This is a genomic window from Sphingomonas panacis, assembly GCF_001717955.1.
Taxonomy (GTDB): Bacteria; Pseudomonadota; Alphaproteobacteria; order Sphingomonadales; family Sphingomonadaceae; genus Sphingomonas; species Sphingomonas panacis.
In genome coordinates this window covers 138766-159447 of record NZ_CP014168.1, presented here as the reverse complement: position 1 = coordinate 159447, position 20682 = coordinate 138766, and the positions used below count along the sequence as shown (strand labels likewise).

Below are 20682 nucleotides of genomic sequence, written 5' to 3'. Positions count from 1 at the left end.
GGATCATGCAGGAGCCGTTATGCCAACCAATCCTCTCATCGCGCTGGGTCGCCTGCGGCGCAATGCGCCCAAGACGATCGCCGGATTCCGTCGCTGGCGTCTCATCATCGATTCGGACGGCGCGGTGCCGGCGCGGATCAAGCGCCTGTTCGTCGCCTGCGCTGCGACGGTGAAGGGCTATGAGGAAATGTCGCTTCGCGAATTGCAGGCGGCGCGCGATGCGGGGCTGACCGAGGATGAGGCGGGCGCGGCCGTCGCGATCTTGGCGAGCGTCCGCGGCGAGGGTGCGGCACTGCGTTTCCACGGCATCTTCTGCGATGTCTATCCCGACGCCGTCGACATCGAAGCGTCCGACGAGGATCTCGTCGTCGAACCCGGCGCGGCGGAGGCCAATTTCCTCCGGTATTTCGGAACCATGCCCCCTTCGCTCGGCAAGCTGTTCGAGGTCAAGCCGCTTGGGGCTGATGCGTATTACCTGATGCGCGAAGGTACGCTCTCCGGGACCGCGCTCGGACCGGTCCACGCGGAACTGCTGCTCGTGACCGTGCTCGTCGCCGACTACAGCACCTGGGCTTCGGTGCATATCAAAGGCGCACGCACGGCTGGCGCCAGCGAGGAAGCCGTCGCAGAGGCGGTGATCTGCGCGGTGCCGACCGCCGGTCTTTCTGCCTGGGTGATCGGCGCCACGGCGATGGACGCCTGATGTACGCCGCGCTCAAAGTTCGCTGACGAGATGCCCGCCGTCCACCGCGATTACCGAGCCGGTCATGTAGCGCGACTGGTCCGAGCAGAGCAGCAGAAGCGGCGCATCGAGATCGCCCATCTGGCCGAGCCGGCGTTGCGGGATGCGAGCGATCAAGCGCTTGCCGGCGTCTGATGCGAAGAAGTCCCGGTTGAGGTCGGTTTCGATATATCCCGGCGCGAGCGCGTTGACGCGGATGCCGAGCGGCGCCCATTCGAGCGCCAGCGCCTTGGTAAGCTGGATCAGCCCCGCCTTGCTCGCGGCATAAGCGGCCAGCCCCTTGGAGACGCGTTCGCCGAGGATCGAGGCGACGTTGACGATCGAACCACCGCCGCCGCGCATCGCGCGTGCGCCATGTTGGGCAACGAGAAACGCGCCGGTGAGATTCGGGGCGAGCACATCCTGCCAATCTTCGGGCGACATATCGATCGCCCGGCGTGTGTGCGCCACGCCGGCGTTGTTGACGACGATCGACAAGGGCGCCGGCACCGCCTGTCCGATACGCGCGAACGCCGCCGCGACCGAGGCGGGATCGGTCACGTCCATACCGATCGGAATGCAGTGTCCGCCGGCTTCGGCGATTTCTTTGGCCAACGCCGCGAGCGCGGACTCTCGCCGTGCAGCGACGACGACGATCGCACCCTGCGCCGCCAACACGGTCGCGAAATGCCGACCCAGCCCAGAACTTGCGCCCGTAACCAGGGTAACCTTACCGTTCAGTTCCATTTTCCTCTCCCTCGGGCTTGCGCTCCAGCACCATTGGGACCAACGCTATACGCTACCGACCGGACGGTCGAGTTACCAATTGGAGAGGTCATGCGTCTCGCGAACAAGCGCGCCCTGATCACAGGTGGAGCGAGGGGACTCGGTGCCGCGATCGCGACGGCTTTCGCAGGCGCGGGCGCGAGCGTGGTCGTGGCGGACATCGACGAGCGCACCGGACTGGACGTGGCCGATGCGATTGTCGCGGCTGGTGGCGACGCCTGGGAGATCGGCCTCGATGTGGCGGACCCGGCGGGCTGGGACCGGGTGGTTGCGGAAGTCCGCCACCGCCGGGGCGGGATCGATATCCTCGTCAACAACGCGGCGATCGCATCGAGCCTTACCCGGATCGAGGAGCGCACCCCGGAAGACTGGGACACAAGCATGGCGATCAACGCCAAGGGGCCGTTCCTCGGCACGCGCGCGTTTCTGCCGCTCTTTCGCGCGCAGGGCGGCGGCACGATCGTCAACGTGTCTTCGGTTGCCGGGCTTGGCCAGTCCGGGATCATGGACCCGGCCTATGCGTGTAGCAAAGCGGCGCTGGCGATGCTGACGCGGATCACGGCGGCGCAACATGCGCGCGAGGGTGTGCGCTGCAATTCGGTGCATCCCGGACCGATCGACAGCGCACTGGCGCGAGCCGCGTACACCGATGCGGCGGCTTTGGCGGTTCGGCTATCGCGCGTGCCGATCGGCCGTCTCGCCGAGATCGGAGAGGTGGTCGCGGCGGTGCTCTTCCTAGCCAGCGATGAATCGTCCTACATCACGGGCACGGCGCTTGCCGTGGACGGTGGAGCTCTGGTGCAATAAGGTGCAAGATCGGCGGCCCGGCGGCTGTCCGATGGAATGAGGATCTGGGGCCGGCATGGCGCGACACGAGACAAAGAAACGACAGACGACCGAAGCGCATGATGAAAAGCGCAACGAGATCCTCAGGCATTGTGCCATCTTGTTCGATAAGGTCGGCTATCACAAGGCATCGATGCAGATGCTGGCCGACGAGGTCGGTCTCGGCAAGCCTACGCTGTATCATTACTTCCCGAGCAAGCACGCCATCCTCTATGCGATCCACGACGCGCATATGACCGCGTTGCTCGACGGACTGGCGGATGAGGAGCTTTCAGACGATCCGCTGGGGATGTTGCGCGCGGCGTGCATCAACATCTTGCGGCAGATCGCGGAACATCCCGGCTATGTTCGTGCCTTTATGGATCATTATGAGGATCTGGAAGGCACGATGCGCAATCAGATCCGGGCGCAGCGCAAGGCGTATTTCGAACAGGTCCGAAGCATTGTTTCGACCGGCATCCGGAACGGGCAGTTCCGCGATTGCGATCCCGACCTGACGACCTTCGGGTTCCTCGGCATGTGCAACTGGGCCTATAAATGGTATCCGCCGCTGGCGAAGAAACAATCGCCGGAGGATGTCGCGGACGCGCTCTGTCGCCCGTTTTTCGAAGGACTTAGTCTGGCGAAACCATAGGCCATGTCCGTGCCTGGCAACCTTCGGCACATGCCTTCCTCCGGGGACGTAGCGGCGGTGCGTTTCACCGAGCTGGCGGGCATCCGGCGCGCGGCGGAGGCGCTTCGGGACCAGGTCGCGCATCTGTGCGGATTGCGGACCGCGGTATCCCACAACATCGCGGTCCGCGAGCCGATGCGGGACGGCGAGGGTGCGGTTCTTGCCAGCGAGGTGTTCGGGTTTCGGGAGGGAGAAGGGCGTTGGTGGGACGCGCCGCAGCTCGCGCTGTCCTCACCGCTCGTCCATGCCTGTCGGGTCGAGGCGGAGCCGTTCTGGTGCGACGCGCGTGGTTTTCGCACCAGGGTCGCCAATCCCCTGCTCGATGCCATCGACCTCTCCGACTTTCGTGCGCGGGCGATGACATCGTCGGCGTTGGTGGTGCCGATCCATCTGCCGTTCGGGCAGATCGGCGCGGCCAGTTTCCTGTCGCCCGATCCGCTCGAAGAGGATCTTTCCGGGGCATATGACGTCGTCGCGGACGCGCTCGCGGTGCTCGCCCGGGCTTTCATCCAGAGCTATGTCAAGGTCACGGCGCACGTTCGGCAGGACGTGGCGGGCGTCTCCCTCACCAAGCGCGAGGTCGAATGTCTGCGCTGGGCGGCGGCCGGCAAGACCAACGACGAGATCGGACTGATCCTCGGATTGCAACGGACGACGGTGCGTTTCCATATCCGGGCCGCGTCGCTCAAGCTGGATGCGGTCAATCGGGATCAGACGCTCTTCAAGGCAGCGCAACTCGGCTTTTTGGGGATGATTCGGTAGCCGCTGTCGCATTGGTCAGAAGCCGCCCGCCCGGTCGGGCATTAGAAGGGCGGGCAGGAGAGACACGATGCCCGACATGCTCGCCCCCGTTATCGCGGACAATCTGCTGGTTGAGGTCGATGGCGCGTATCGGCTGGTCGCATCGCGCGACCGCGTGAGCGGTCGCGCGATATTCCCGGCGAAGCCCGCCGCCGATGACCGCTACGAAACCATCACCTTGCCACACGAGGGGCGGCTCTGGTCCTGGACGGTCCAGCGCTTCCGGCCGAAATCGCCGCCTTATGCCGGGCCGGACGCTTTCGAACCCTATGCGGTCGGCTATGTGCAACTCGACGGCGCATTGATCGTCGAATCGCGGCTGGTCGATGTCGCGTTCGATGCGTTGCGGATCGACATGCCGATGCGGCTCGTGCCGCTGCCGTTCACATTGGCGAGCGGCGAGGTCCGCACCAGCTTCGCCTTTGCGCCAGCCGTGGGAGCCGGGCGATGAGTGATGTCTTCATCGTGGGTGCCGGGATTCATCGCTTCGGACGCACGCCGGGCCTTACTGGGCTTGAGCAGGGTGTCCATGCGGTGCGCCAGGCGTTGGCGCACACCGGCCTCGCCTGGCCCGATATCCGCTTCGCCTTCGGCGGATCCGATTCGGCGGGGAACGCGGATACGATGGTGTCCGAACTGGGGCTCACCGGCTTGCCGTTCGTCAACGTCGCCAATGGGTGCGCAACTGGCGGCTCGGCGATGTTCGGGGCGTATAGCACGATCAAGTCCGGTGAATTCGATCTCGGCATCGCGGTCGGCTTCGACAAGCATCCGCGCGGTTCGTTCTCGCCGCTGCCGGCCGATTGGGGCTTGCCCGATTGGTATGGCGAGACCGGCCTCATGCTCACCACTCAGTTCTTCGCGATGAAGATTCAGCGCTACATGGCGACATATGGAATTCCGCTCCGCACCCTCGGCGCGGTGGCGGAAAAGGCGTTTGCGAACGGTGTGCTGGCCGATCATGCCTGGCGCCGCGAGGCGGTCGATATCGAGACGATTCTGTCATCGCAGATGGTCAGCGATCCGCTGACCAAGTTCATGTTCTGCTCCCCCGCCGAAGGTGCGGTGGCGCTCGTCCTCGCGAGCGGAAAACGGGCAAGGGAATTGGGCCTTCCCAGCGTGCGGCTGCGCGCGGCGGCGGTGCGGACGCGGCCGCCCGGTTCGTTCGAAGTCTTTTCGCCCGCGCTCGATCTCGAACGCGGCGGCTCGCCGACCACGATCGCCGCGCAGGCCGCCTACGAAATGGCAGGCGTTGGTCCAGAGGACATCGACATCGCCCAGCTTCAGGACACCGAGGCCGGTGCCGAGATCATGCATATGGCCGAAAACGGATTCTGCGCCGATGGCGAACAGGCTGCCTGGATCGCCGAGGGACGGACCCGGATCGACGGGGCGTTACCGGTCAACACCGACGGGGGATGTCTTGCCTGCGGCGAGCCGATCGGGGCGTCGGGACTGCGCCAGATTTACGAGAATTATGTCCAGCTTACCGGGCGGGCCGGCCGGCGACAGGTGCCCGGCAATCCGAGGCTTGGCTACAGCCATGTGTACGGCGCGCCCGGCGTGTCGGCGGTTGCGATCGTGGAACGGTGACGGCATGGATTTGACCTTCACCGCCGCCGAGACGGCGTTCCGCGACGAGGTTCGCGCTTTCCTCGCCCACGCGCTGACCCCTGAACTGCGCCGCGGCGCGGCGCTGACCTCCAGCGTCTTCGCCGAGCCGGATATCGCGCGCGAATGGCAGGCGATTCTCGACGCCAGGGGCTGGCTGGTCTATCACTGGCCGGTCCACGCCGGCGGACCGGGCTGGACGCCGATCCAGCGCTGGATTTTCGAGAAGGAATGCGCGGAGGCTGGAGTGCCAGTCCTGCCCGGTATGGGGCTCAAGCTGGTCGGGCCTGTCCTCTATACCTTCGGCACCGACACGCAGCGGGCGCACTATCTGCCCCGTCTGCGCAGCGCCGAGCATGTGTGGGCGCAGGGATTTTCCGAACCCGGTTCGGGTTCCGACCTTGCCAGCCTGCGCACCCGCGCCGTGCGGGACGGGGATGCGTATGTCGTGTCGGGTCACAAGATCTGGACCACGCAGGCGCAGTTCGCGAACCGGCTGTTTGCGCTTGTACGCACCGATGCCGACGTCAAGCCGCAGCAGGGCATCAGCTTCCTGCTGATCGACATGGCCATGCCCGGGGTGACCGTGAAGCCGATCCTCAGCGCGTCGGGAGACCACGAACTGAACGAGGTCTTTCTCGACGACGTGCGCGTCCCGGTCGCGGAGCGGGTCGGCGAGGAAGGGCAGGGCTGGTCGATCGCCAAGTTCCTTCTCGAGAACGAACGCGGGGGGTCTTCCTTCGCGCCCCAGTTGCTCGCCGACATCCGGCGGCTGCGTGAGGCGGCGGGGCCGCTTGCCGGCGAGTTGGCGGATCGCGCGTTGCGGCTGCGTCTGGAGGCCGAGGCACTGGAAATCACCGAACTCAGGACGTTGATCGAGATCGAGGGTGGCGCCTCCCCCGACTCGCGCAGCCTTACGACCAAGCTGATCGCGTCCGAAATTCGGCAGGGCATCGAGGCGCTGGCCGTCGATGCCTTCGGCCTCGCCGGTCTTCAGCTTCCGCTCGATCGCCCGTTCTACGGCAACGATGCGCCTCCACCGATCCGCTCCGCCGAAGCGCAGGTCGCGGCCGCCCGCTATCTCAACGCGCGCGCCTGGTCGATCTTCGGCGGCACCAGCGAAATCCAGCTTTCCATCATCGCCAAGGCCGCGCTCGGCCTGTGACAGACAAAAGGACGTAATCCATGCCTGAAGCCTATATCGTCTCCGCGCGTCGCACCGCTGGCGGCCGTCGCAATGGCCGTCTCGCCGCCTGGCACCCGGCCGATCTCGGCGCCGCCGTGCTCGATGCCCTCATCGCCGACATAGGGCTGGACCCGGCGGCGATCGATGACGTCATCATCGGCTGCGTGAGCCAGATCGGTGAGCAGACATTCGCGCTCGGGCGCAATGTCGTGCTGGCGTCGAAGCTGCCCGACAGCGTACCGGCGGTGACGATCGACCGCCAATGCGGATCGTCACAGCAGGCGCTGCACTTTGCGGCGCAGGCGGTGATGTCGGGCATGCAGGACATCGTGATCGCCGGTGGCGTGGAGAGTATGACCCGGGTGCCGATGGGTTCACCGATCGCGCTTGCCAAGACGGGCGGGATCGGCGCCAACCCGTTCGCGGCATCGATCCAGAAACGCTACGGGGTCGAGGGTTTCAACCAGTTCATCGGCGCGCAGATGATCGCCGACAAATACGGCTTCACCCGCGAGGACCATGATCATTTCGCGCTGCAAAGCCATAAGAAGGCTGCCGCGGCGACCGAGGCCGGCGCGTTCGGCGCGGAGATCGTGCCGCTCTCCGTCGTGCTGCCCGACGGCCGGACGATCCTGCACGATCGCGATGAAGGTATCCGCGCCGATGCCTCGATCGAGTCGATCGGTTCGGTCAAATTGCTGTCAGAGAACGGCACCCTCAGCGCCGCGACCGCCAGCCAGATCTGCGATGGCGCGAGCGGCGTACTGGTCGCGTCCGAAGCGGCGGTAAAAGCGCACGGTCTCACGCCGATCGCGCGCATCGTCAATCTGGCCGTCACCGCAGGCGATCCGGTCATCATGCTCGAAGAGCCGATCCCCGCGACCCGGCGCGTGCTCGAGCGGGCAGGACTGTCGATGGGCGATATCGATCTGTTCGAGGTCAACGAAGCCTTCGCCTCGATTCCGATGGCATGGGCCAAGGCGCTGGATGCCGACCCGGCGAAGCTCAACGTGAACGGCGGTGCGATCGCGCTCGGCCACCCGCTCGGCGCGACCGGCACCAAATTGATGGCGACGCTGATCCATGCGCTGAAGGCACGCGGCGCGCGCTATGGCCTCCAGACGATGTGCGAAGGTGGCGGGATCGCCAACGCCTCGATCATCGAGGTGCTCTAGCGATGGACTTCGCGCCGACCGACGAACAGGTGATGGTCCGCGACATGGTGCGGCGTTTCCTCGCGGATCGCTATGATGCCGCCAGCATGGCCAAGGGCCCGATGACATCGGCGGATTGGCGCGCGCTGGGCGATCTCGGCCTGTTCGCCTTGCTGCTTCCCGAGCAGGCCGGCGGCATGAACGGCGGCGCCGCCGAGGTGATGATCGTCGCCGAAGAGTTCGGCCGCGCCCTGGCGATCACCCCGCTGGCGGAAAGCGTGGTGCTGTGCGGACAGGTGATCGCGCGAAGCGATGCGTCCGGTCAGTGGGGCGCGCCGCTCGCGCAGGGCGATGTCGTCCTCGGCTTCGCGCGCGGCGGCACGATCGAAAACGGACGTCTTTCCGGCGATGTCGGGATCGTTCGCGATGGCATGGCGGCCTCCGCTTTTGTTGTGGTGTCGCAAACAGGAGATGTGGCTCTCGTCGAGGCGGATGGCTCCGGCGTCCATCGCGCACCTGTGCGGCTGGTCGATGGGAGCATGGCGGCCGACCTGCGGTTCGACGGTGCCTCTGCCGCTATGCTTGGCATATCCGAGGCTGATCTCACCGGCGCGATCACGCTGGCCGAACTGGCGATCGTCGCGGAGTTGGTCGGTGCGATGGGCATTCTGTTCGATCTCGCCATCGATTATGTTCAGCAGCGCAAGCAGTTCGGCAAGGCGATCGGCAGTTTCCAAGCGATTCAACATCGTTGCGCGCGTCTTTACACGCTGCTTGAGCAATCGCGTTCGATGCTGCTCAAGGCCGCACTGGTTGCCGACGAAGTCCGGCCGCGAGCCGTGACCGCTGCCAAGGCGTATGTCTTCGATGCGGCGCTGCGGCTTGCGGAGGATGTCGTGCAGCTTCACGGCGGCATGGGCGTGACCGACGAACTCGCGGCGGGCCGGGGCTTGCGTCGCGTGCTGTTGCTATCGCGGCTCTACGGTGGCGCTGCCGCAGCGCGGGCCTCGCTCGCCGCCTGACCCGACGGATGACATCACCGTGCGGAACAGCCCTCGTCTTTTGACTCCGCGGGATTTCCCAGCGGCGTTACGGCGGGGGGATGCCACTGACCGCGCATCGCGCTCGGCTTGGGCCGATAGAGCCGCATCATGAGCATGAAGCCCGCTTTCGGAGCGGGCAGCCAGTTTGCTTCCTTCCCGGCACCGGGGCTTTCGCTCTGCACGTAGAGCTTGAGCGAGCCGTCCTTTCCATAGGTGATCCCGGGTGTGCGATCACCGATCGAATAGCGTTTCATGCGGTTCGGCACGAGAAAACCCTTGGCGTAATACAGGGTGATCGACCAGAATGCGTTGACCGGTGGAAGCGCCTGCTTGCTGAAGCAGATCGTATAGGCGTTCCGGCCGTCCAGCGGCGCGCCCTTGCCGTCCAGATGGGCGACCGGATAGAGCGCCTCGTCCTTGTCCACGACGTAGATCTGATCCATCGCCACCGCCGCGCGGAGGAGATAATCTTTTCCGAAGGTCGATCCGGAATAGCTCGTCGACCAGCCGTTCGCCATCGCGCCCAGATTGCGGGTTTTCGCGCCGATGATCTTCAGGCCGTCTTCGACCCCGGCCTCGATCGCGGCGCGCTGGGACGGGTTCAGCCGATCCAAGCGAAACCCGTCTTCCTGCGTGATGCCGATCGCCCGGAAAGATCGAAACAATGATTGCTCCTGTGCCGCCGGCTTCCAGTCCTGCATCACCGTACCAAGGTCGGCGAGAAGCTTGAGGCCATCTGGAACCTGGCTTCCGGCGCCCGCAAGAATGCGTTGCGGCGTTACCGTGGTCGGGCCGAGAACGCCCGGCCCGAGCCACTTGCTGAGCGAAATGCGGTCTTCCAGTCGATGGACGACAGGAAGATCATCCGCCCCGGAGACCAGAAGCCGCCCCGCAATCATCAGATAGCGTTGTTCGCTCCGTACCGTCAGCGCGCCGGCTGGCGTGGCGCCGCGATAATCCGGGCCGACGATGAAGATCGGCGGCAGTTTCCCGCCGTGTGTGCTTTGCCCGTAGGAATGGCGAGTCTCGCTGTCGGCCTCGCCGAACTGGAACGTGTAATATCGGTTCCCGAAGTCCGGCGTATCGAGCAGGAACGGCCCGTTGTTTGTATCCAGAAACGCCAGAACGTAGAGCGTGTCGTTGTTCGGGGCGACTCCGATGCGCGTATCGGGGTCGGCAAGCTGCCTCGCACGCCCCAGTCTGTTCAGCGGCGCGGTCGCGACAGTCTGCGCGCGCGGGGCGAACGGATGATCCGGCTGGGTCGCCTTCTGGCGCAACTGCGCGGCACGGACCAACGGATATCCCCAGACCGTGGCTCTCACCGCCAGCGTGTAGGGATCGCTCGACCGGCCCCGGAAGAGCCGCTGCGTCGAGGCTGCATCGCCGAGCGGTCCCGCCGCAACGGGCGCGGACAGGGCGATGGCGGCTGCCGCACACATGCGCAGCGAACGAGTGGCGATGGGCATGAAGTCTCCCGAGCGCAGGTGAAATGCGAAGATCAGGACTCGCGGATTTCCGATCGGTAGAAGCGGCTCGCCCAAGCGATGCTCAGCGCGCCCACCAGCGAGAAGACCAGCACCACCGCAAGCGCATAACGAAGCGACGTATCGTGCATGCCGCCGCCGGCGGCCAGACGATCGCTGATGAAGCCGGTGACGGCTGGGCCGAGCCCAAGTCCGAACAGGTTGAAGACCAGCAGGGTCACTGCGGAGGTGAGCGCACGCATCCGCGGCGCTACAAGCGACTGCGGTACGCCGACAATCGGGCCATAATAAAAGAACATCAGCATGGTCGCCACAAAACCGAACGCGAGCGAAAGCCCCGGCGAGGGGACGAGAAACTGCACCAGCGCCGCCGGAACCATCACGAACATCGCCACCGCGCTGACCCAGACTCGTGCCGCGGGATCGGAGCGCGCCATCCTGTCCGAAAGCCACCCGCCGAGATAGATGCCGATACCGCCGCCGATGCCGTTCATCAGCGCCAGCCATCCCGCGACTTCGGACAGCGGCATATGATGCACGCGCATGTAGAAGGGTGCGGTCCAGTTCATGATCGCATATTGCGCGAAGGCGTGAAGCGTGGTGCCCGCAAGCATGTAGCGGTAGGTGCGCAGCCTCCACAGCGTAGCGATGGCCGCGCCGAGCGGTATCCGCTCGGCCGCTTGTTGCGGCTTGTTGAAGGCGCCGCGCATCGGCTCCTTGACCAGCAGCAACATGAAAGGCGCGAGTATGAGACCAGCCCCGCCGATGACCGCGAAGGCGGTGCGCCAACCGAGGGTCGCGGCGATCCAGCCGCCCGATGCGTAGCCGAGCATGATCCCCGCCGGCAGCGCAAGGCCCCATAAGGCGAGTGCGGTCACGCGCTTCTCGGGCGGATAATAATCGGCGATCATCGAATGCGATGCGGGCACCGATCCCGCCTCGCCGAGCGCCACGCCGATCCTGAAGGCCACCAACGTCGCGAATCCGGTCGCGAGGCCGGTAAGCGCGGTCATGCCGCTCCACACCGCGAGCGAGGCGGTGACGATGTTGCGCCGATTGAGCCGGTCGGCCAAGCGCGCGATCGGCAACGACAGCGTTGCGTAGAACAGCGCGAAGGCGAGGCCGGTCAGCATACCCAATTGCGCGTCGCTCAACCCGAGTTCGCGCTTGATCGGCTCCTGCAGGATCGAAAGCACGGTCCGGTCGATGTAGTTGAACATCGATACCAGCCCCAGCATCACCAGCACGAGGCGCCGGGTGCGATTCGACGGTGCCGTCGGAGGCGCCGTTTCCGGCTTGCGAGTCACGGCGCCGTCCATGTCTACCCTCCGACCCGAGCGGTGAAGGTGATGCCGATAACGCGCGGTGGCGCGATCGTCAGCCGCTCGACGTCCGCGTTCGCGGCACCACCGCCCGCCGAAACTTCCGCCGGCGACATATGGTAGAAGTAATAGTTCAGACCGTTGCTCGCGTAGGTCTTGTCGAACAGATTGGTGCTCCACAGCCGCAGATCCCACGCGCCCGAGGGCGGAGTGTAGCTCACCGAAGCGTTGGCGACGTTGCGCCGCCTCGTATACGGCACGCCGATCTGCTGGAGGTTCGTGGCGATGAGTTGGTACGGACTTGCGAACTTGTCGTCGAAGTGGAAGCCGAGCCTGGCGCCGCTCTTGAGATCCATCTTGTAATCGAGAAGCGCGGTGAAGTCGTTCTTCGATACGAACGGAACCCGGTTTCCGGTACAGTCCAGGCCGCCTGCCGCACACCCCGGGAAGCTGCGATAGACGGCGTCGGTATACGCGTAATTCGCTCCGATGGAGAGACCTGCTACCGGGTGAATGGCCGCTTCGACCTCGACACCCTTCACGCGCTCCTTGCCGGCGTTGCTGTCCGTCAGCACGCCGTTGATCAGCGAACGGACCTGAAGGTTGCTCGTGTCGGACAGATACGCCGCGACGTTGGTCGTCAGGAAATGATCGAAGAAATTGGACTTCGTGCCGATCTCGTAGCTCCACGTCGTTTCCGCGGCGAGCGGAACGAGCGCCTTGGCTGCGCTGGTCGCGGTCAGCACCCAGCCGCCGCCCTGAAAGCCCTTGGAAACCGAAGCATAGAAGGAGATATCCCGAGTCGGTTTATAATCGACGATGAAGCGCGGTGTGAAGGACTGCCAGGAATTGGTGCCCCCGTTCTTGCCGAGTTCGACGAAATACGGCGCCCCGTAAAAGGGCGAAGACCCCTCGTGCGAGGTGTAGCCGTTCTTGCGCTCGTAACTGTAGCGAAGCCCTGCCGTCAGCGAGAGTTGCGGCGTGATCTTGTATTTTCCCTCGATGAACGGCCCGACGCTGTAATTATAGATCCTGCCGGCCACGAACTGCGATGCGACCCGGCCGGGTGAAAGGACCGACAGATAGGACTGCGGCAGCGTGCCGTTGAAATTGAACTGGATGCCCTTGTAGAGATCTTCGTATCCGAAATAGACGCCCGAGACGAAATCGAACGGGCCGCCGAATTTCGAGGTGAAGCGAAGCTCTTCGCTGACCTGCTTTTCCTTGTTGATGTTGATCGAAGGATAGTTCGCCGGCAGCGGACCGCCGTCGGAATCCTCCTGATAGAAGGCGTTGAGCGATCGATAGCCGGTGATGGACGCGATCGTACCCACATCGGTGTCATATTCCAGTTTCAGGATGCCAGCGAACAGGTGCCGGCGAGTCTCGCCGTCGTCGTCGAGCAAGGTCTTGTGAAGATCGCCGCCGTTCGCCGCGCGAACCTGCTTCACCAGAGCGCCCTGGCCGACAATGACCGCGCCGTCACCATAGCCTCCGCGATGCGTGTAGGATGCGCTCGCGGTCATCTTGAGGCGTTCGGAAGCTTGCCACGTCACCGAGCCGCGCACGCTCTGTACCCGATTGTCATCGAGGTAATTGCCCGACAGCAGGTTCTTCTGATACCCGCCGTCGTTCTTCACGCTATAGGCGAAGCGCGCGGCCAGTGAGCTGCCGATCGCGTAATTGACATACCCGTCGCTCTCGATACCCAACTGGCCCATCGCGTTGCCGAGCCCGGTCAGGGTGATCCGCGCATCGGTCTTGCCGAGTTCGGCGACGTTGTTGGTGATCTGGAGAGCGCCGCCGACCGCGTTGCGGCCGAACGTCGTGCCTTGCGGCCCGCGCAGAATCGCGATCTGGCTGACATCGAACAGATTGGCGTCGAAGGACGCCAGTGAGCCGTAATAGATGTCGTCGATATACACGCCCACCGGATTTTCCAGACCGGGAGCATCGTTGTTCGAGTATTTTCCGCGGATCTGTACCGCGATCGTGGACGTGCCTTTGACTGGTACGAACGTCGGCCCCGGCGCGATCTTGGTGATCGACGCGAAATTGTCGATGCGTTGCGCCTGAACCTGCGCGCCGTCGAGCGCGCTGATCGCGATTGGCACGTCCTGCAACCGTTCGGCGCGACGGGTCGCCGTCACGACGATGTCGGCGATGCTGGCCTGCGCCGCGTTACTCACGGGCGCGCCGGAAGCCGGCGCCGTTTGAGCGAACGCGGGGCTGGCGAATGCCAGGGCACTGCCAGCGAGCAATATTGTACGGAAGGACTGCGCTTTCTTGGTCATGGTATCTCTCTCCTACGAACTGGCCTTTTTTTATGGCCATGATGATCGTTTCGTCTCCGCGTGATCGGGTCAGCCTGCTCCCGCTTCCTGAGCGGCGATCCACGCCGCGCGGGCGAGCGGTTCGACACGCGAGATGATGTCTTCGGCGTTCGAAGCGGTCTGGACACCGTCGCGCGCTCTGCCAGCGATTCCCTGCAGGATCGCGGCCACCCGGAACAGGTTGAAGGCCCGGTAGAAGGGGTGCGTCGGGTCGCCGCGAAAGCCGGTGCGCTCGCAATAGCGTCGCGCATATTCCTGCGCGGTGGGGATGCCGAGGGCGCCGAGATCGGCCCCCTGCAATGTGCCGCGAGCATCGACGCCTTCGGGGCGCGACCATTCCATCATGTGATAGGTGAGATCGCCGAGCGGGTCGCCAAGCGTAGACAATTCCCAGTCGATCACTGCCGAAACTCTCGGTTCGGTCGGATGCACGAGGAGGTTGTGGAAGGAGTAATCGCCGTGGATGATCGTCGTGCGGTCGCCCGTTTCCGGGATGGCGCCTGGCAACCATGCCAGCAGGCGTTCCATCTCCGGAATGTCGCGGGTGCGCGATGCTTCATATTGGCGGGACCAGCGCGAGACCTGACGCGCGAAATAATTGCCCGGGCGACCATAATCGCCAAGCCCGATCGCCTCGAAATCGACCAGATGAAGGCGCGCCAGCGTTTCGTTCGCCGAATCGTAGATGGCCGCGCGTTCGGCGCGTTCCAAACCCGGCATGCGCGGATTCCAGAAGCTGCGCCCGGGAACGTGCCGCATCACATAGAACATCGTTCCGATAACATCGTCGTCCTCGCAGAGCACAAGCGGCTCGGCGATGGGAAGTCCAGCCTCGAACAAAGCCTTGGTGATGCGATATTCACGATCGACCGCGTGCGCCGATTTGAGAAGCGCGCCCGCCGGTTTCCGACGAAGCACGTAGCGCGCATCGGGCGTCGATAGCAGGAACGTCGGGTTCGACTGGCCGCCCTCAAACTTCTGGACTCGCACCGAGCCTGGGAATTCTGGAATACGGCCGGAGAGATAGGCGATGAGCCTCGCTTCGTCGAAAGCGCTGTTCGCCGCCACATCGACCGTGCCGCCGATCATCGCGGCGGGTTGTGCCGCGCTCACGATGTCGCTCCGTCGCGTTCGCGATATTTCGCGAGTTCCATGCGCGCCAATTGGCGTTCGTGAACTTCATCGGGGCCGTCGGTCAGGCGGACGATGCGCGTGTTGGCCCAGAGTTCGGCGAGGCCGAAATCGTCGCTCACGCCGCCGCCGCCATGCGCCTGGATGGCATCATCGACGATCTGCTGTGCCATTTTGGGTGCTGCGATCTTTATCATCGCGATCTCGGCGCGCGCTTCCTTGTTGCCGACGGTATCCATCATGTGCGCCGCCTTGAGGCAAAGCAGACGCGCCATCTCGATCTCGCAGCGCGCGCGCGCGATGCGTTCCTCCCAGACGGAATGTTCCGCAATCGCCTTTCCGAACGCCCGCCGCGACAGCAGCCGCCGGCAGGTCTTTTCGAGCGCGACCTCCATCGTCGCGATGTTTCGCATCGTGTGATGGATTCGTCCCGGCCCAAGGCGGCCTTGCGCGATCTCGAACCCTCGCCCTTCGCCGAGCAGCATGTTCTCGGCGGGCACGCGGACGTTTTCGAGCAGCACCTCGAAATGCCCGTGCGGCGCATGATCATAGCCGAACACCGGCAGATGGCGGACGAGCGTGATGCCGGGCGTGTTGCGCGGCACGAGGATCATCGATTGCTGGTGATAGGGCGCGGCGTTGGGATCGGTCTTGCCCATCACGATGTAGAAGGCGCAATGCGGGTGGCCGGCCCCGGATGACCACCATTTGCGGCCATTGACGACGTATTCGTCGCCCTCGCGGCGAATTTCGGTCTGGATGTTGCGCGCATCGGAGGAGGCAACGGCCGGTTCTGTCATCAGGAAGGCAGACCGCGTCTCGCCGTCGCGTAACGGCACCATGAAGCGCTGTTTCTGCGCGGGCGTACCGTAACGATGCAGCACTTCGAAATTGCCGGTGTCGGGCGCCATGCAGTTGAACACCTCGCTTGCGAACGAGACGCGACCCATCAGTTCGGCGATCGGCGCATATTCGACGTTTGTCAGCCCGACGCTGGTGAAGAACGCGTCGTCATGCTCCGACGGTGGCATGAAGATGTTCCAAAGCCCCTCGGCGCGCGCTTTGGCCTTGAGCTGCTCGAATATCGGCGGGATCTCCGCCCATCGGTCGATAGCCGCGAGTTGCTGTTGGTAGATCGGCACCGCCGGGACGATATGCTCGTCCATGAAGGCGCGGACCCGCTCCATCCACTCCCTGGATTTCGCAGACTGTTCGAAAATCACTCGTTGTCCTCCCCGATGCGCGACACGATTCGTCCTGTCTCGCCTACTTTAGGACTCGCCCGACCGAGCGGTCGACTGTTTGGCTACCCGACCGACCGGTCGGCTGTCAAATAGGTCAGGCGGAAATTTTTCGGTTGACGCCCGACCAGTCGGTCGAGCATCAGATTGGCCAGGAGAGGCAGAATGAAAACACGTCCGCTCATGGATATCGCGCTGCTCAAAGGGCACGCGCCCTACACGTTGGCCGGGTTCGCGGCCTTCCGGTCGGTGATCGATACCGACGGGGCGGTGCCGGCGCGTCTCAAAGCGCTTTTCGTCGCCGTGGCCGCGATCGACCGGCGGCATCTGAGCCTTGCCCGTCGCGAAATCGAGCGTGGCGTCACGCTTGGTCTCACGCCGCTTGAAGCGACTGCGGGGCTAATCGTTCTCACCAGTCTGCGCGGCGAAGCGGCGGCGATGGACTTCGCGGATGTGCTCGACGCGGCGTTCGAGGATCTTCAGGCGCCCGAGCCGCAGGATCTGCCGACGGCGAAGGCGGGCGAGGCGGAGGCGAATTTCACCGCATATTTCGGCTCGATACCTGCCCCGCTAAAGCAACTGCTCCGGCTGAGCCCTCAAGCCGCCGACGCCTATTACCTGATGCGGCGCGGCAGCATCGACGCCAACCCGCTCTCCCCCAAGCACGGCGAACTGCTTCTGCTGGCGATCCTGGCGGCGGGATACAGCCCGATGGCGGCGACTCATGTCCGTGGCGCGCGTAACGCCGGCGCTTCGGACGAAGAGATAGCGGAAGCGGTGCTGTGTGCCGTGCCGGCGGCGGGCGTGGCAGCCTGGATGGCCGTCGGCGGCATGCTGGCGCCGCCCGAAGAGGGCGGTATCCCGCGCTGAAGTTTCAAAATTCGCTTTTCAACCATTCACAAAGGAGAGAATTCGTGGAACCCGAAAAGGACGTCATCCAGTACGAGCTGGCCGAGAACGGCATCTGCACGATCTGGCTCAATCGCCCGCGCAAACGCAACTGTGTGAGCCCGCAGCTCCTGCGTGAACTGGAGGTCGCGGTCGACCGCGCCGCCGCTGAAAAGAAGGCGCTGGCCGTGGTGTTCCGCGGTCGCGGCAACACCTTCTGCTCGGGTGCCGATCTCGACCAGCTTGTCGGCCCCGTGCTGCATGAATCGACCGTGTCTCTGCAACTCGCGATCGACTCAGCGCGTACCTACGACAAGATCTACAACATGAATAAGCCGACGATCGCGGCCGTCGAAGGCTATGCTGTCGCCGGTGGTTTCGAGCTGATGATTTCCTGCGACTTCGCACTGGCGGCTTCCGAGGCGAAGATCGGCGATTTCCACATTCGCCGTGCGCTGTTCGGTGGCGCCGGGCCGATCTACCGCCTGCCGCGCTACATCGGCATGCGCAAGTCGAAGGAACTGATGCTGACCGGCAAGCTCCTCACCGGCGACGAATGCGTCGAGTGGAACCTGTGTAACGCCTCCGCACCGGCGGCCGAGTTCGACAAGCTGATCGAGGATTTCTGCGCGCCACTCATCGACAAGAGCCCGTTCTGCATGTGGATGACCAAGATGGCGCTCAACCGTGGCATGGACGCCGATACCAACTCGCTCATCACGCTCGAAACGATGACCTGCAACGTCGTGCATCACTCGGCAGACGCGAAGGAAGGCGTCGCGGCGTTCCTCGAGAAGCGCAAGCCCGTCTGGACGGGAAACTAGGCGATGTCGGTCAGCATGGTCGTCCTGGCCAGCCGGCCGACGGACTGGACGCACGAGCAGTTCACGATCTGGTGGCGTGGGCCTCACGCCGATGCCGCCAGAGTGCTGCCCGGGCTCACGGCCTATCGGCACGGCGCCGTCACCAAGGATTACGACAATCCCGAGGCGCCGGCATGGGACGGGCATGCCGTGCTGACCTTTGCCGACCAGGCGGCGCTGGATACCGCCTTCTCGTCACCCGAATGGAAGGCGGCGACTGCGCAGACCAGAGGTATGGGCGGCCGACGGATCATCCTCATCACGGAGGAGGTCGACCTGCTGGCGGAGACGAGCAATGGCTGAGATGGTTCGCGGGTTCTCGACCAGCCAGTTCCGCCTGGATGGCAAGCGCGCGCTGATTACCGGCGGGCGGGGCGCGCTTGCCGAGGCGATGGCGGCCACGCTCGCGGACCTGGGGTGTTCGGTGGCGCTGGCGTCCCGTACCGAGGCTGATTGTGCCGCCGTCGCCGCCGATATCGCCGAACGCTTTGGCGTCTCTGCGATCGGACTTGCCTGCAATGTCGCGGACGAAGCCTCGGTTGAGGCTGCGGTCGCGAGTGTGGTCGACCGGTTAGGCGGCCTCGACATCCTCATCAACAATGCCGGTGCTTCCTGGTGGGGGCTGCCACAGGACATTCCCCTGAAAGGATGGCAGAAGGTGATGGACGTGAACGTAACCGGCACGTTCCTTGCCTGCCGCCACGCAGCCCGGCACATGATCGCGCAAGGGGGCGGAGCGATCATCAATATCGCCTCGGTCGGAGCGTTCATCTCCTACCAGCCCGATGCCGGTCAAGTCGTGCCGTACACCACGAGCAAAGCGGCGATCGTTCACCTCACCAGCGATCTCGCCGCACAATGGGCGCAGCACGGCATCCGCGTCAACGCGATCGCGCCTGGGTCGATCGAAACTGGCATGACCGAGACGCTCGACGCCGCCACGCAGGAGAAGACCCGCGCAGGCATCCTGCTGCGCCGCTTCGGCAGGCCCGAGGAAATAACCGGCATGCTGGCCTTGCTCGCGTCGGAGGCAGGAAGTTTCATCACCGGGCAGACCTTCCTCGTCGATGGGGGACAATCCATTGCCTGACGATGCCATGCATGCTCCGTTCGAGTGGAACGAGGCCCGCCTCTGGCCACAGTTCGACGCGCTCGTCGCCGCCGATCCCGACGCTCTGGCAATGGCGGATTGTCAGGACAGGCTTTGGAACCGTCGCGAGCTTCGCGCGCTCGCCGCCGGGATCGCGACCGACCTCGTCGGTGCGGGTGTCGGCGCGGGATCGCGCGTCCTCGTCGCGGCGCATAAGAATCCGGCCACGATCGCGACGGCCCTGGCGGTATCGTCGCTTGATGCCGTGTTCTGTCCGGTTTCGCCAAAGCTCGGGACGGCGGACCTCGCCTTGATCGAATCGCGCGTCGGACACACCGCCAAAGTGACGCCGACAGATGCGGTCACGGTGGATGTGCTCGCGTCGGAAGGGGGCCGGTCGACCGATCCGCGTGACGCGCAGACCGTTCTGATCGGCTTCACCTCCGGCAGCACCGGCATTCCCAAGGGCGTGATGCACGGGGCAGGGGCACTCAATTACGCGACGCGCGCCTGCGCCGCCATCGCCGGCCTTCAGGGTGATGACGCGATTCTCGGTATCGTCCCGTTGGACAGCGCGCCGGGCTTCACCTTCACGGCGCATTTCGCGCTTTCGCTGGGTCATCCGTTGATATTGGTCGACCCTTGGGTTCCAGCCGAGGCGTTGCGCCGGGCCGAACGTTATCGTTGCGGCTGGGCGATCGCAGTGCCGACACACCTTTTCTCTATGGTCGAGGCGGCGCGGCAGGGCGAGTGGCACGGACGCTTGCCGCTGCGCGCGATGGCGGTCGGCGGCAGTGCGATGACCGCTGAACTGATCGCGGACGCCGATGCTTTGCTGGGGCTCAAGGCGCTTCGCATGTTCGGAATGTCGGAATGCATGGGCCACGCGTCGACTCGGCCCGACCATTCGCTCGAACGTCGCCAGATTTCTGATGGAATCCCGTTCCCGGGCACCGAGGAGGAAGCGTTCGATGCCGAATTGCGCGCTCTCGCGAGAGGCGCACGCGGGCAAGCCGGTGTGCGCGGCCCCTCGCTGTTTCTCGGTTATGCCAACGGACTCGGTGCCGGCCAGGAACGCAAGACGCCCGACGGATTTTATCTGACGGGTGACGAGATCATCCGCGACGAGGACGGTTTCGTGCGCGTGGTCGGCCGGATCAAGGATCAGATCATCCGCGGCGGTTTCAACATCGACCCCGCCGAAGTCGAGGCGGCGCTGTTGCGCCATCCGGCGATTGCAGAGGTCGCGGTGGTGGCGGTGCCAGAGCGCAAGCTCGGCGAGCAGGCGTGTGCGGTGTGCCGGCTGCGCCCGGGCGCGGTTGCGTTCGATCTTTCCGCGCTGCTCGAGCACATGGCCGCACAAGGTGTGTCGCGAAAGAAATGGCCCGAGCATCTGGTGCTGGTCGAAGCGATGCACGTCACCGCCACCGGCAAATTGGACAAGAAGGCGATGGCCGCGCTCGCGATCGACGAAGTCGGCCGCCGTGTGGTGTCCTCCGCCGTTTAGGA

The 20682-nt window shown here is 64.7% G+C and carries 20 protein-coding genes; 14 read left to right on the top strand and 6 right to left on the bottom strand.

Annotated features, from left to right (window positions below):
* Positions 1–19: 19 nt before the first annotated feature.
* Positions 20–703, top strand: coding sequence for a carboxymuconolactone decarboxylase family protein (locus tag J0A91_RS00565; RefSeq protein WP_069203282.1), 684 nt, complete (start codon positions 20–22; stop codon positions 701–703).
* A 12-nt stretch (positions 704–715) separates the two neighbouring features.
* Here the strand turns inward: J0A91_RS00565 and J0A91_RS00560 are convergent, their stop codons facing one another.
* Positions 716–1468 (bottom strand): SDR family NAD(P)-dependent oxidoreductase, encoded by a 753-nt coding sequence (locus tag J0A91_RS00560; RefSeq protein WP_069203281.1) that lies wholly within the window; start codon positions 1466–1468, stop codon positions 716–718.
* A 90-nt stretch (positions 1469–1558) separates the two neighbouring features.
* On the opposite strand from J0A91_RS00560, the gene J0A91_RS00555 reads away from it, so the two are divergent.
* The 8 genes from J0A91_RS00555 (at position 1559) to J0A91_RS00520 (ending at position 8800) form a co-directional block, all read left to right on the top strand.
* On the top strand, positions 1559–2314 hold the full coding sequence (locus J0A91_RS00555) for an SDR family NAD(P)-dependent oxidoreductase (protein WP_069203280.1): 756 nt from the start codon (positions 1559–1561) through the stop codon (positions 2312–2314).
* 55 nt (positions 2315–2369) lie between these two features.
* Positions 2370–2987, top strand: a complete 618-nt coding sequence (locus J0A91_RS00550; RefSeq protein ID WP_069203279.1) for a TetR/AcrR family transcriptional regulator — start codon at positions 2370–2372, stop codon at positions 2985–2987.
* A 30-nt stretch (positions 2988–3017) separates the two neighbouring features.
* A complete protein-coding gene (locus J0A91_RS00545) occupies positions 3018–3788 on the top strand; it encodes a helix-turn-helix transcriptional regulator (RefSeq protein WP_150127044.1) in 771 nt (256 codons plus the stop codon).
* 67 nt (positions 3789–3855) lie between these two features.
* Complete coding sequence (locus J0A91_RS00540) at positions 3856–4278, top strand: Zn-ribbon domain-containing OB-fold protein (RefSeq protein WP_069203277.1); 423 nt, start codon at positions 3856–3858, stop codon at positions 4276–4278.
* On the top strand, positions 4275–5420 hold the full coding sequence (locus J0A91_RS00535) for a thiolase family protein (RefSeq protein WP_069203276.1): 1146 nt from the start codon (positions 4275–4277) through the stop codon (positions 5418–5420). The genes J0A91_RS00540 and J0A91_RS00535 overlap by 4 nt, the downstream gene beginning before the upstream one ends.
* Positions 5421–5424: 4 nt before the next feature.
* Entirely contained in the window at positions 5425–6603 is a 1179-nt protein-coding gene (locus J0A91_RS00530) for an acyl-CoA dehydrogenase family protein (RefSeq protein WP_069203275.1), read from the top strand.
* A gap of 20 nt (positions 6604–6623) precedes the next feature.
* Positions 6624–7799 (top strand): acetyl-CoA C-acetyltransferase, encoded by a 1176-nt coding sequence (locus J0A91_RS00525; RefSeq protein ID WP_069203274.1) that lies wholly within the window; start codon positions 6624–6626, stop codon positions 7797–7799.
* A 2-nt stretch (positions 7800–7801) separates the two neighbouring features.
* On the top strand, positions 7802–8800 hold the full coding sequence (locus tag J0A91_RS00520; protein WP_069203273.1) for an acyl-CoA dehydrogenase family protein: 999 nt from the start codon (positions 7802–7804) through the stop codon (positions 8798–8800).
* A gap of 14 nt (positions 8801–8814) precedes the next feature.
* Here the strand turns inward: J0A91_RS00520 and J0A91_RS00515 are convergent, their stop codons facing one another.
* The 5 genes from J0A91_RS00515 to J0A91_RS00495 form a co-directional block, all read right to left on the bottom strand.
* A complete protein-coding gene (locus J0A91_RS00515) occupies positions 8815–10287 on the bottom strand; it encodes a DUF1254 domain-containing protein (protein ID WP_069203272.1) in 1473 nt (490 codons plus the stop codon).
* A 32-nt stretch (positions 10288–10319) separates the two neighbouring features.
* The gene (locus J0A91_RS00510) at positions 10320–11624 is read right to left on the bottom strand and encodes a spinster family MFS transporter (RefSeq protein WP_069203271.1); all 1305 of its coding nucleotides are present in this window, start codon (positions 11622–11624) and stop codon (positions 10320–10322) included.
* 2 nt (positions 11625–11626) lie between these two features.
* Complete coding sequence (locus J0A91_RS00505; RefSeq protein WP_069203270.1) at positions 11627–13921, bottom strand: TonB-dependent receptor; 2295 nt, start codon at positions 13919–13921, stop codon at positions 11627–11629.
* A gap of 69 nt (positions 13922–13990) precedes the next feature.
* Positions 13991–15073, bottom strand: coding sequence for a phosphotransferase family protein (locus J0A91_RS00500; RefSeq protein WP_069203269.1), 1083 nt, complete (start codon positions 15071–15073; stop codon positions 13991–13993).
* The gene (locus J0A91_RS00495) at positions 15070–16278 is read right to left on the bottom strand and encodes an acyl-CoA dehydrogenase family protein (RefSeq protein WP_083224419.1); all 1209 of its coding nucleotides are present in this window, start codon (positions 16276–16278) and stop codon (positions 15070–15072) included. Before J0A91_RS00495 ends, J0A91_RS00500 begins: the two co-directional genes overlap by 4 nt.
* Positions 16279–16497: 219 nt before the next feature.
* Between J0A91_RS00495 and J0A91_RS00490 the strand changes: the two genes are divergently transcribed.
* The 5 genes from J0A91_RS00490 to J0A91_RS00470 are packed head-to-tail and all read left to right on the top strand — an operon-like array spanning position 16498 to position 20680.
* On the top strand, positions 16498–17202 hold the full coding sequence (locus tag J0A91_RS00490) for a carboxymuconolactone decarboxylase family protein (RefSeq protein WP_069203268.1): 705 nt from the start codon (positions 16498–16500) through the stop codon (positions 17200–17202).
* Between the two features lie 44 nt (positions 17203–17246).
* Complete coding sequence (locus J0A91_RS00485) at positions 17247–18044, top strand: enoyl-CoA hydratase/isomerase family protein (RefSeq protein ID WP_069203267.1); 798 nt, start codon at positions 17247–17249, stop codon at positions 18042–18044.
* Between the two features lie 3 nt (positions 18045–18047).
* The gene (locus J0A91_RS00480) at positions 18048–18386 is read left to right on the top strand and encodes an EthD family reductase (protein WP_069203266.1); all 339 of its coding nucleotides are present in this window, start codon (positions 18048–18050) and stop codon (positions 18384–18386) included.
* Positions 18379–19173, top strand: coding sequence for an SDR family NAD(P)-dependent oxidoreductase (locus J0A91_RS00475; RefSeq protein WP_069203265.1), 795 nt, complete (start codon positions 18379–18381; stop codon positions 19171–19173). The genes J0A91_RS00480 and J0A91_RS00475 overlap by 8 nt, the downstream gene beginning before the upstream one ends.
* Positions 19151–20680, top strand: coding sequence for a class I adenylate-forming enzyme family protein (locus J0A91_RS00470; RefSeq protein WP_069203264.1), 1530 nt, complete (start codon positions 19151–19153; stop codon positions 20678–20680). The genes J0A91_RS00475 and J0A91_RS00470 overlap by 23 nt, the downstream gene beginning before the upstream one ends.
* The last annotated feature ends 2 nt before the right edge of the window (positions 20681–20682 follow it).

What these genes read in the sequence shown, in the direction of transcription:
- J0A91_RS00475 (WP_069203265.1), top strand. Translation starts at nt 18,379, where the DNA reads ATGGCTGAGATGGTTCGCGGGTTCTCGACCAGCCAGTTCCGCCTGGAT.
- J0A91_RS00490 (WP_069203268.1), top strand. Translation starts at nt 16,498, where the DNA reads ATGAAAACACGTCCGCTCATGGATATCGCGCTGCTCAAAGGGCACGCG.
- J0A91_RS00560 (WP_069203281.1), bottom strand. Translation starts at nt 1,468, where the DNA reads ATGGAACTGAACGGTAAGGTTACCCTGGTTACGGGCGCAAGTTCTGGG.
- J0A91_RS00555 (WP_069203280.1), top strand. Translation starts at nt 1,559, where the DNA reads ATGCGTCTCGCGAACAAGCGCGCCCTGATCACAGGTGGAGCGAGGGGA.
- J0A91_RS00540 (WP_069203277.1), top strand. Translation starts at nt 3,856, where the DNA reads ATGCCCGACATGCTCGCCCCCGTTATCGCGGACAATCTGCTGGTTGAG.
- J0A91_RS00510 (WP_069203271.1), bottom strand. Translation starts at nt 11,624, where the DNA reads ATGGACGGCGCCGTGACTCGCAAGCCGGAAACGGCGCCTCCGACGGCA.
- J0A91_RS00550 (WP_069203279.1), top strand. Translation starts at nt 2,370, where the DNA reads ATGGCGCGACACGAGACAAAGAAACGACAGACGACCGAAGCGCATGAT.
- J0A91_RS00520 (WP_069203273.1), top strand. Translation starts at nt 7,802, where the DNA reads ATGGACTTCGCGCCGACCGACGAACAGGTGATGGTCCGCGACATGGTG.
- J0A91_RS00515 (WP_069203272.1), bottom strand. Translation starts at nt 10,287, where the DNA reads ATGCCCATCGCCACTCGTTCGCTGCGCATGTGTGCGGCAGCCGCCATC.
- J0A91_RS00495 (WP_083224419.1), bottom strand. Translation starts at nt 16,278, where the DNA reads ATGGAGCGGGTCCGCGCCTTCATGGACGAGCATATCGTCCCGGCGGTG.
- J0A91_RS00480 (WP_069203266.1), top strand. Translation starts at nt 18,048, where the DNA reads ATGTCGGTCAGCATGGTCGTCCTGGCCAGCCGGCCGACGGACTGGACG.
- J0A91_RS00525 (WP_069203274.1), top strand. Translation starts at nt 6,624, where the DNA reads ATGCCTGAAGCCTATATCGTCTCCGCGCGTCGCACCGCTGGCGGCCGT.
- J0A91_RS00545 (WP_150127044.1), top strand. Translation starts at nt 3,018, where the DNA reads ATGCCTTCCTCCGGGGACGTAGCGGCGGTGCGTTTCACCGAGCTGGCG.
- J0A91_RS00530 (WP_069203275.1), top strand. Translation starts at nt 5,425, where the DNA reads ATGGATTTGACCTTCACCGCCGCCGAGACGGCGTTCCGCGACGAGGTT.
- J0A91_RS00535 (WP_069203276.1), top strand. Translation starts at nt 4,275, where the DNA reads ATGAGTGATGTCTTCATCGTGGGTGCCGGGATTCATCGCTTCGGACGC.
- J0A91_RS00565 (WP_069203282.1), top strand. Translation starts at nt 20, where the DNA reads ATGCCAACCAATCCTCTCATCGCGCTGGGTCGCCTGCGGCGCAATGCG.
- J0A91_RS00505 (WP_069203270.1), bottom strand. Translation starts at nt 13,921, where the DNA reads ATGACCAAGAAAGCGCAGTCCTTCCGTACAATATTGCTCGCTGGCAGT.
- J0A91_RS00470 (WP_069203264.1), top strand. Translation starts at nt 19,151, where the DNA reads ATGGGGGACAATCCATTGCCTGACGATGCCATGCATGCTCCGTTCGAG.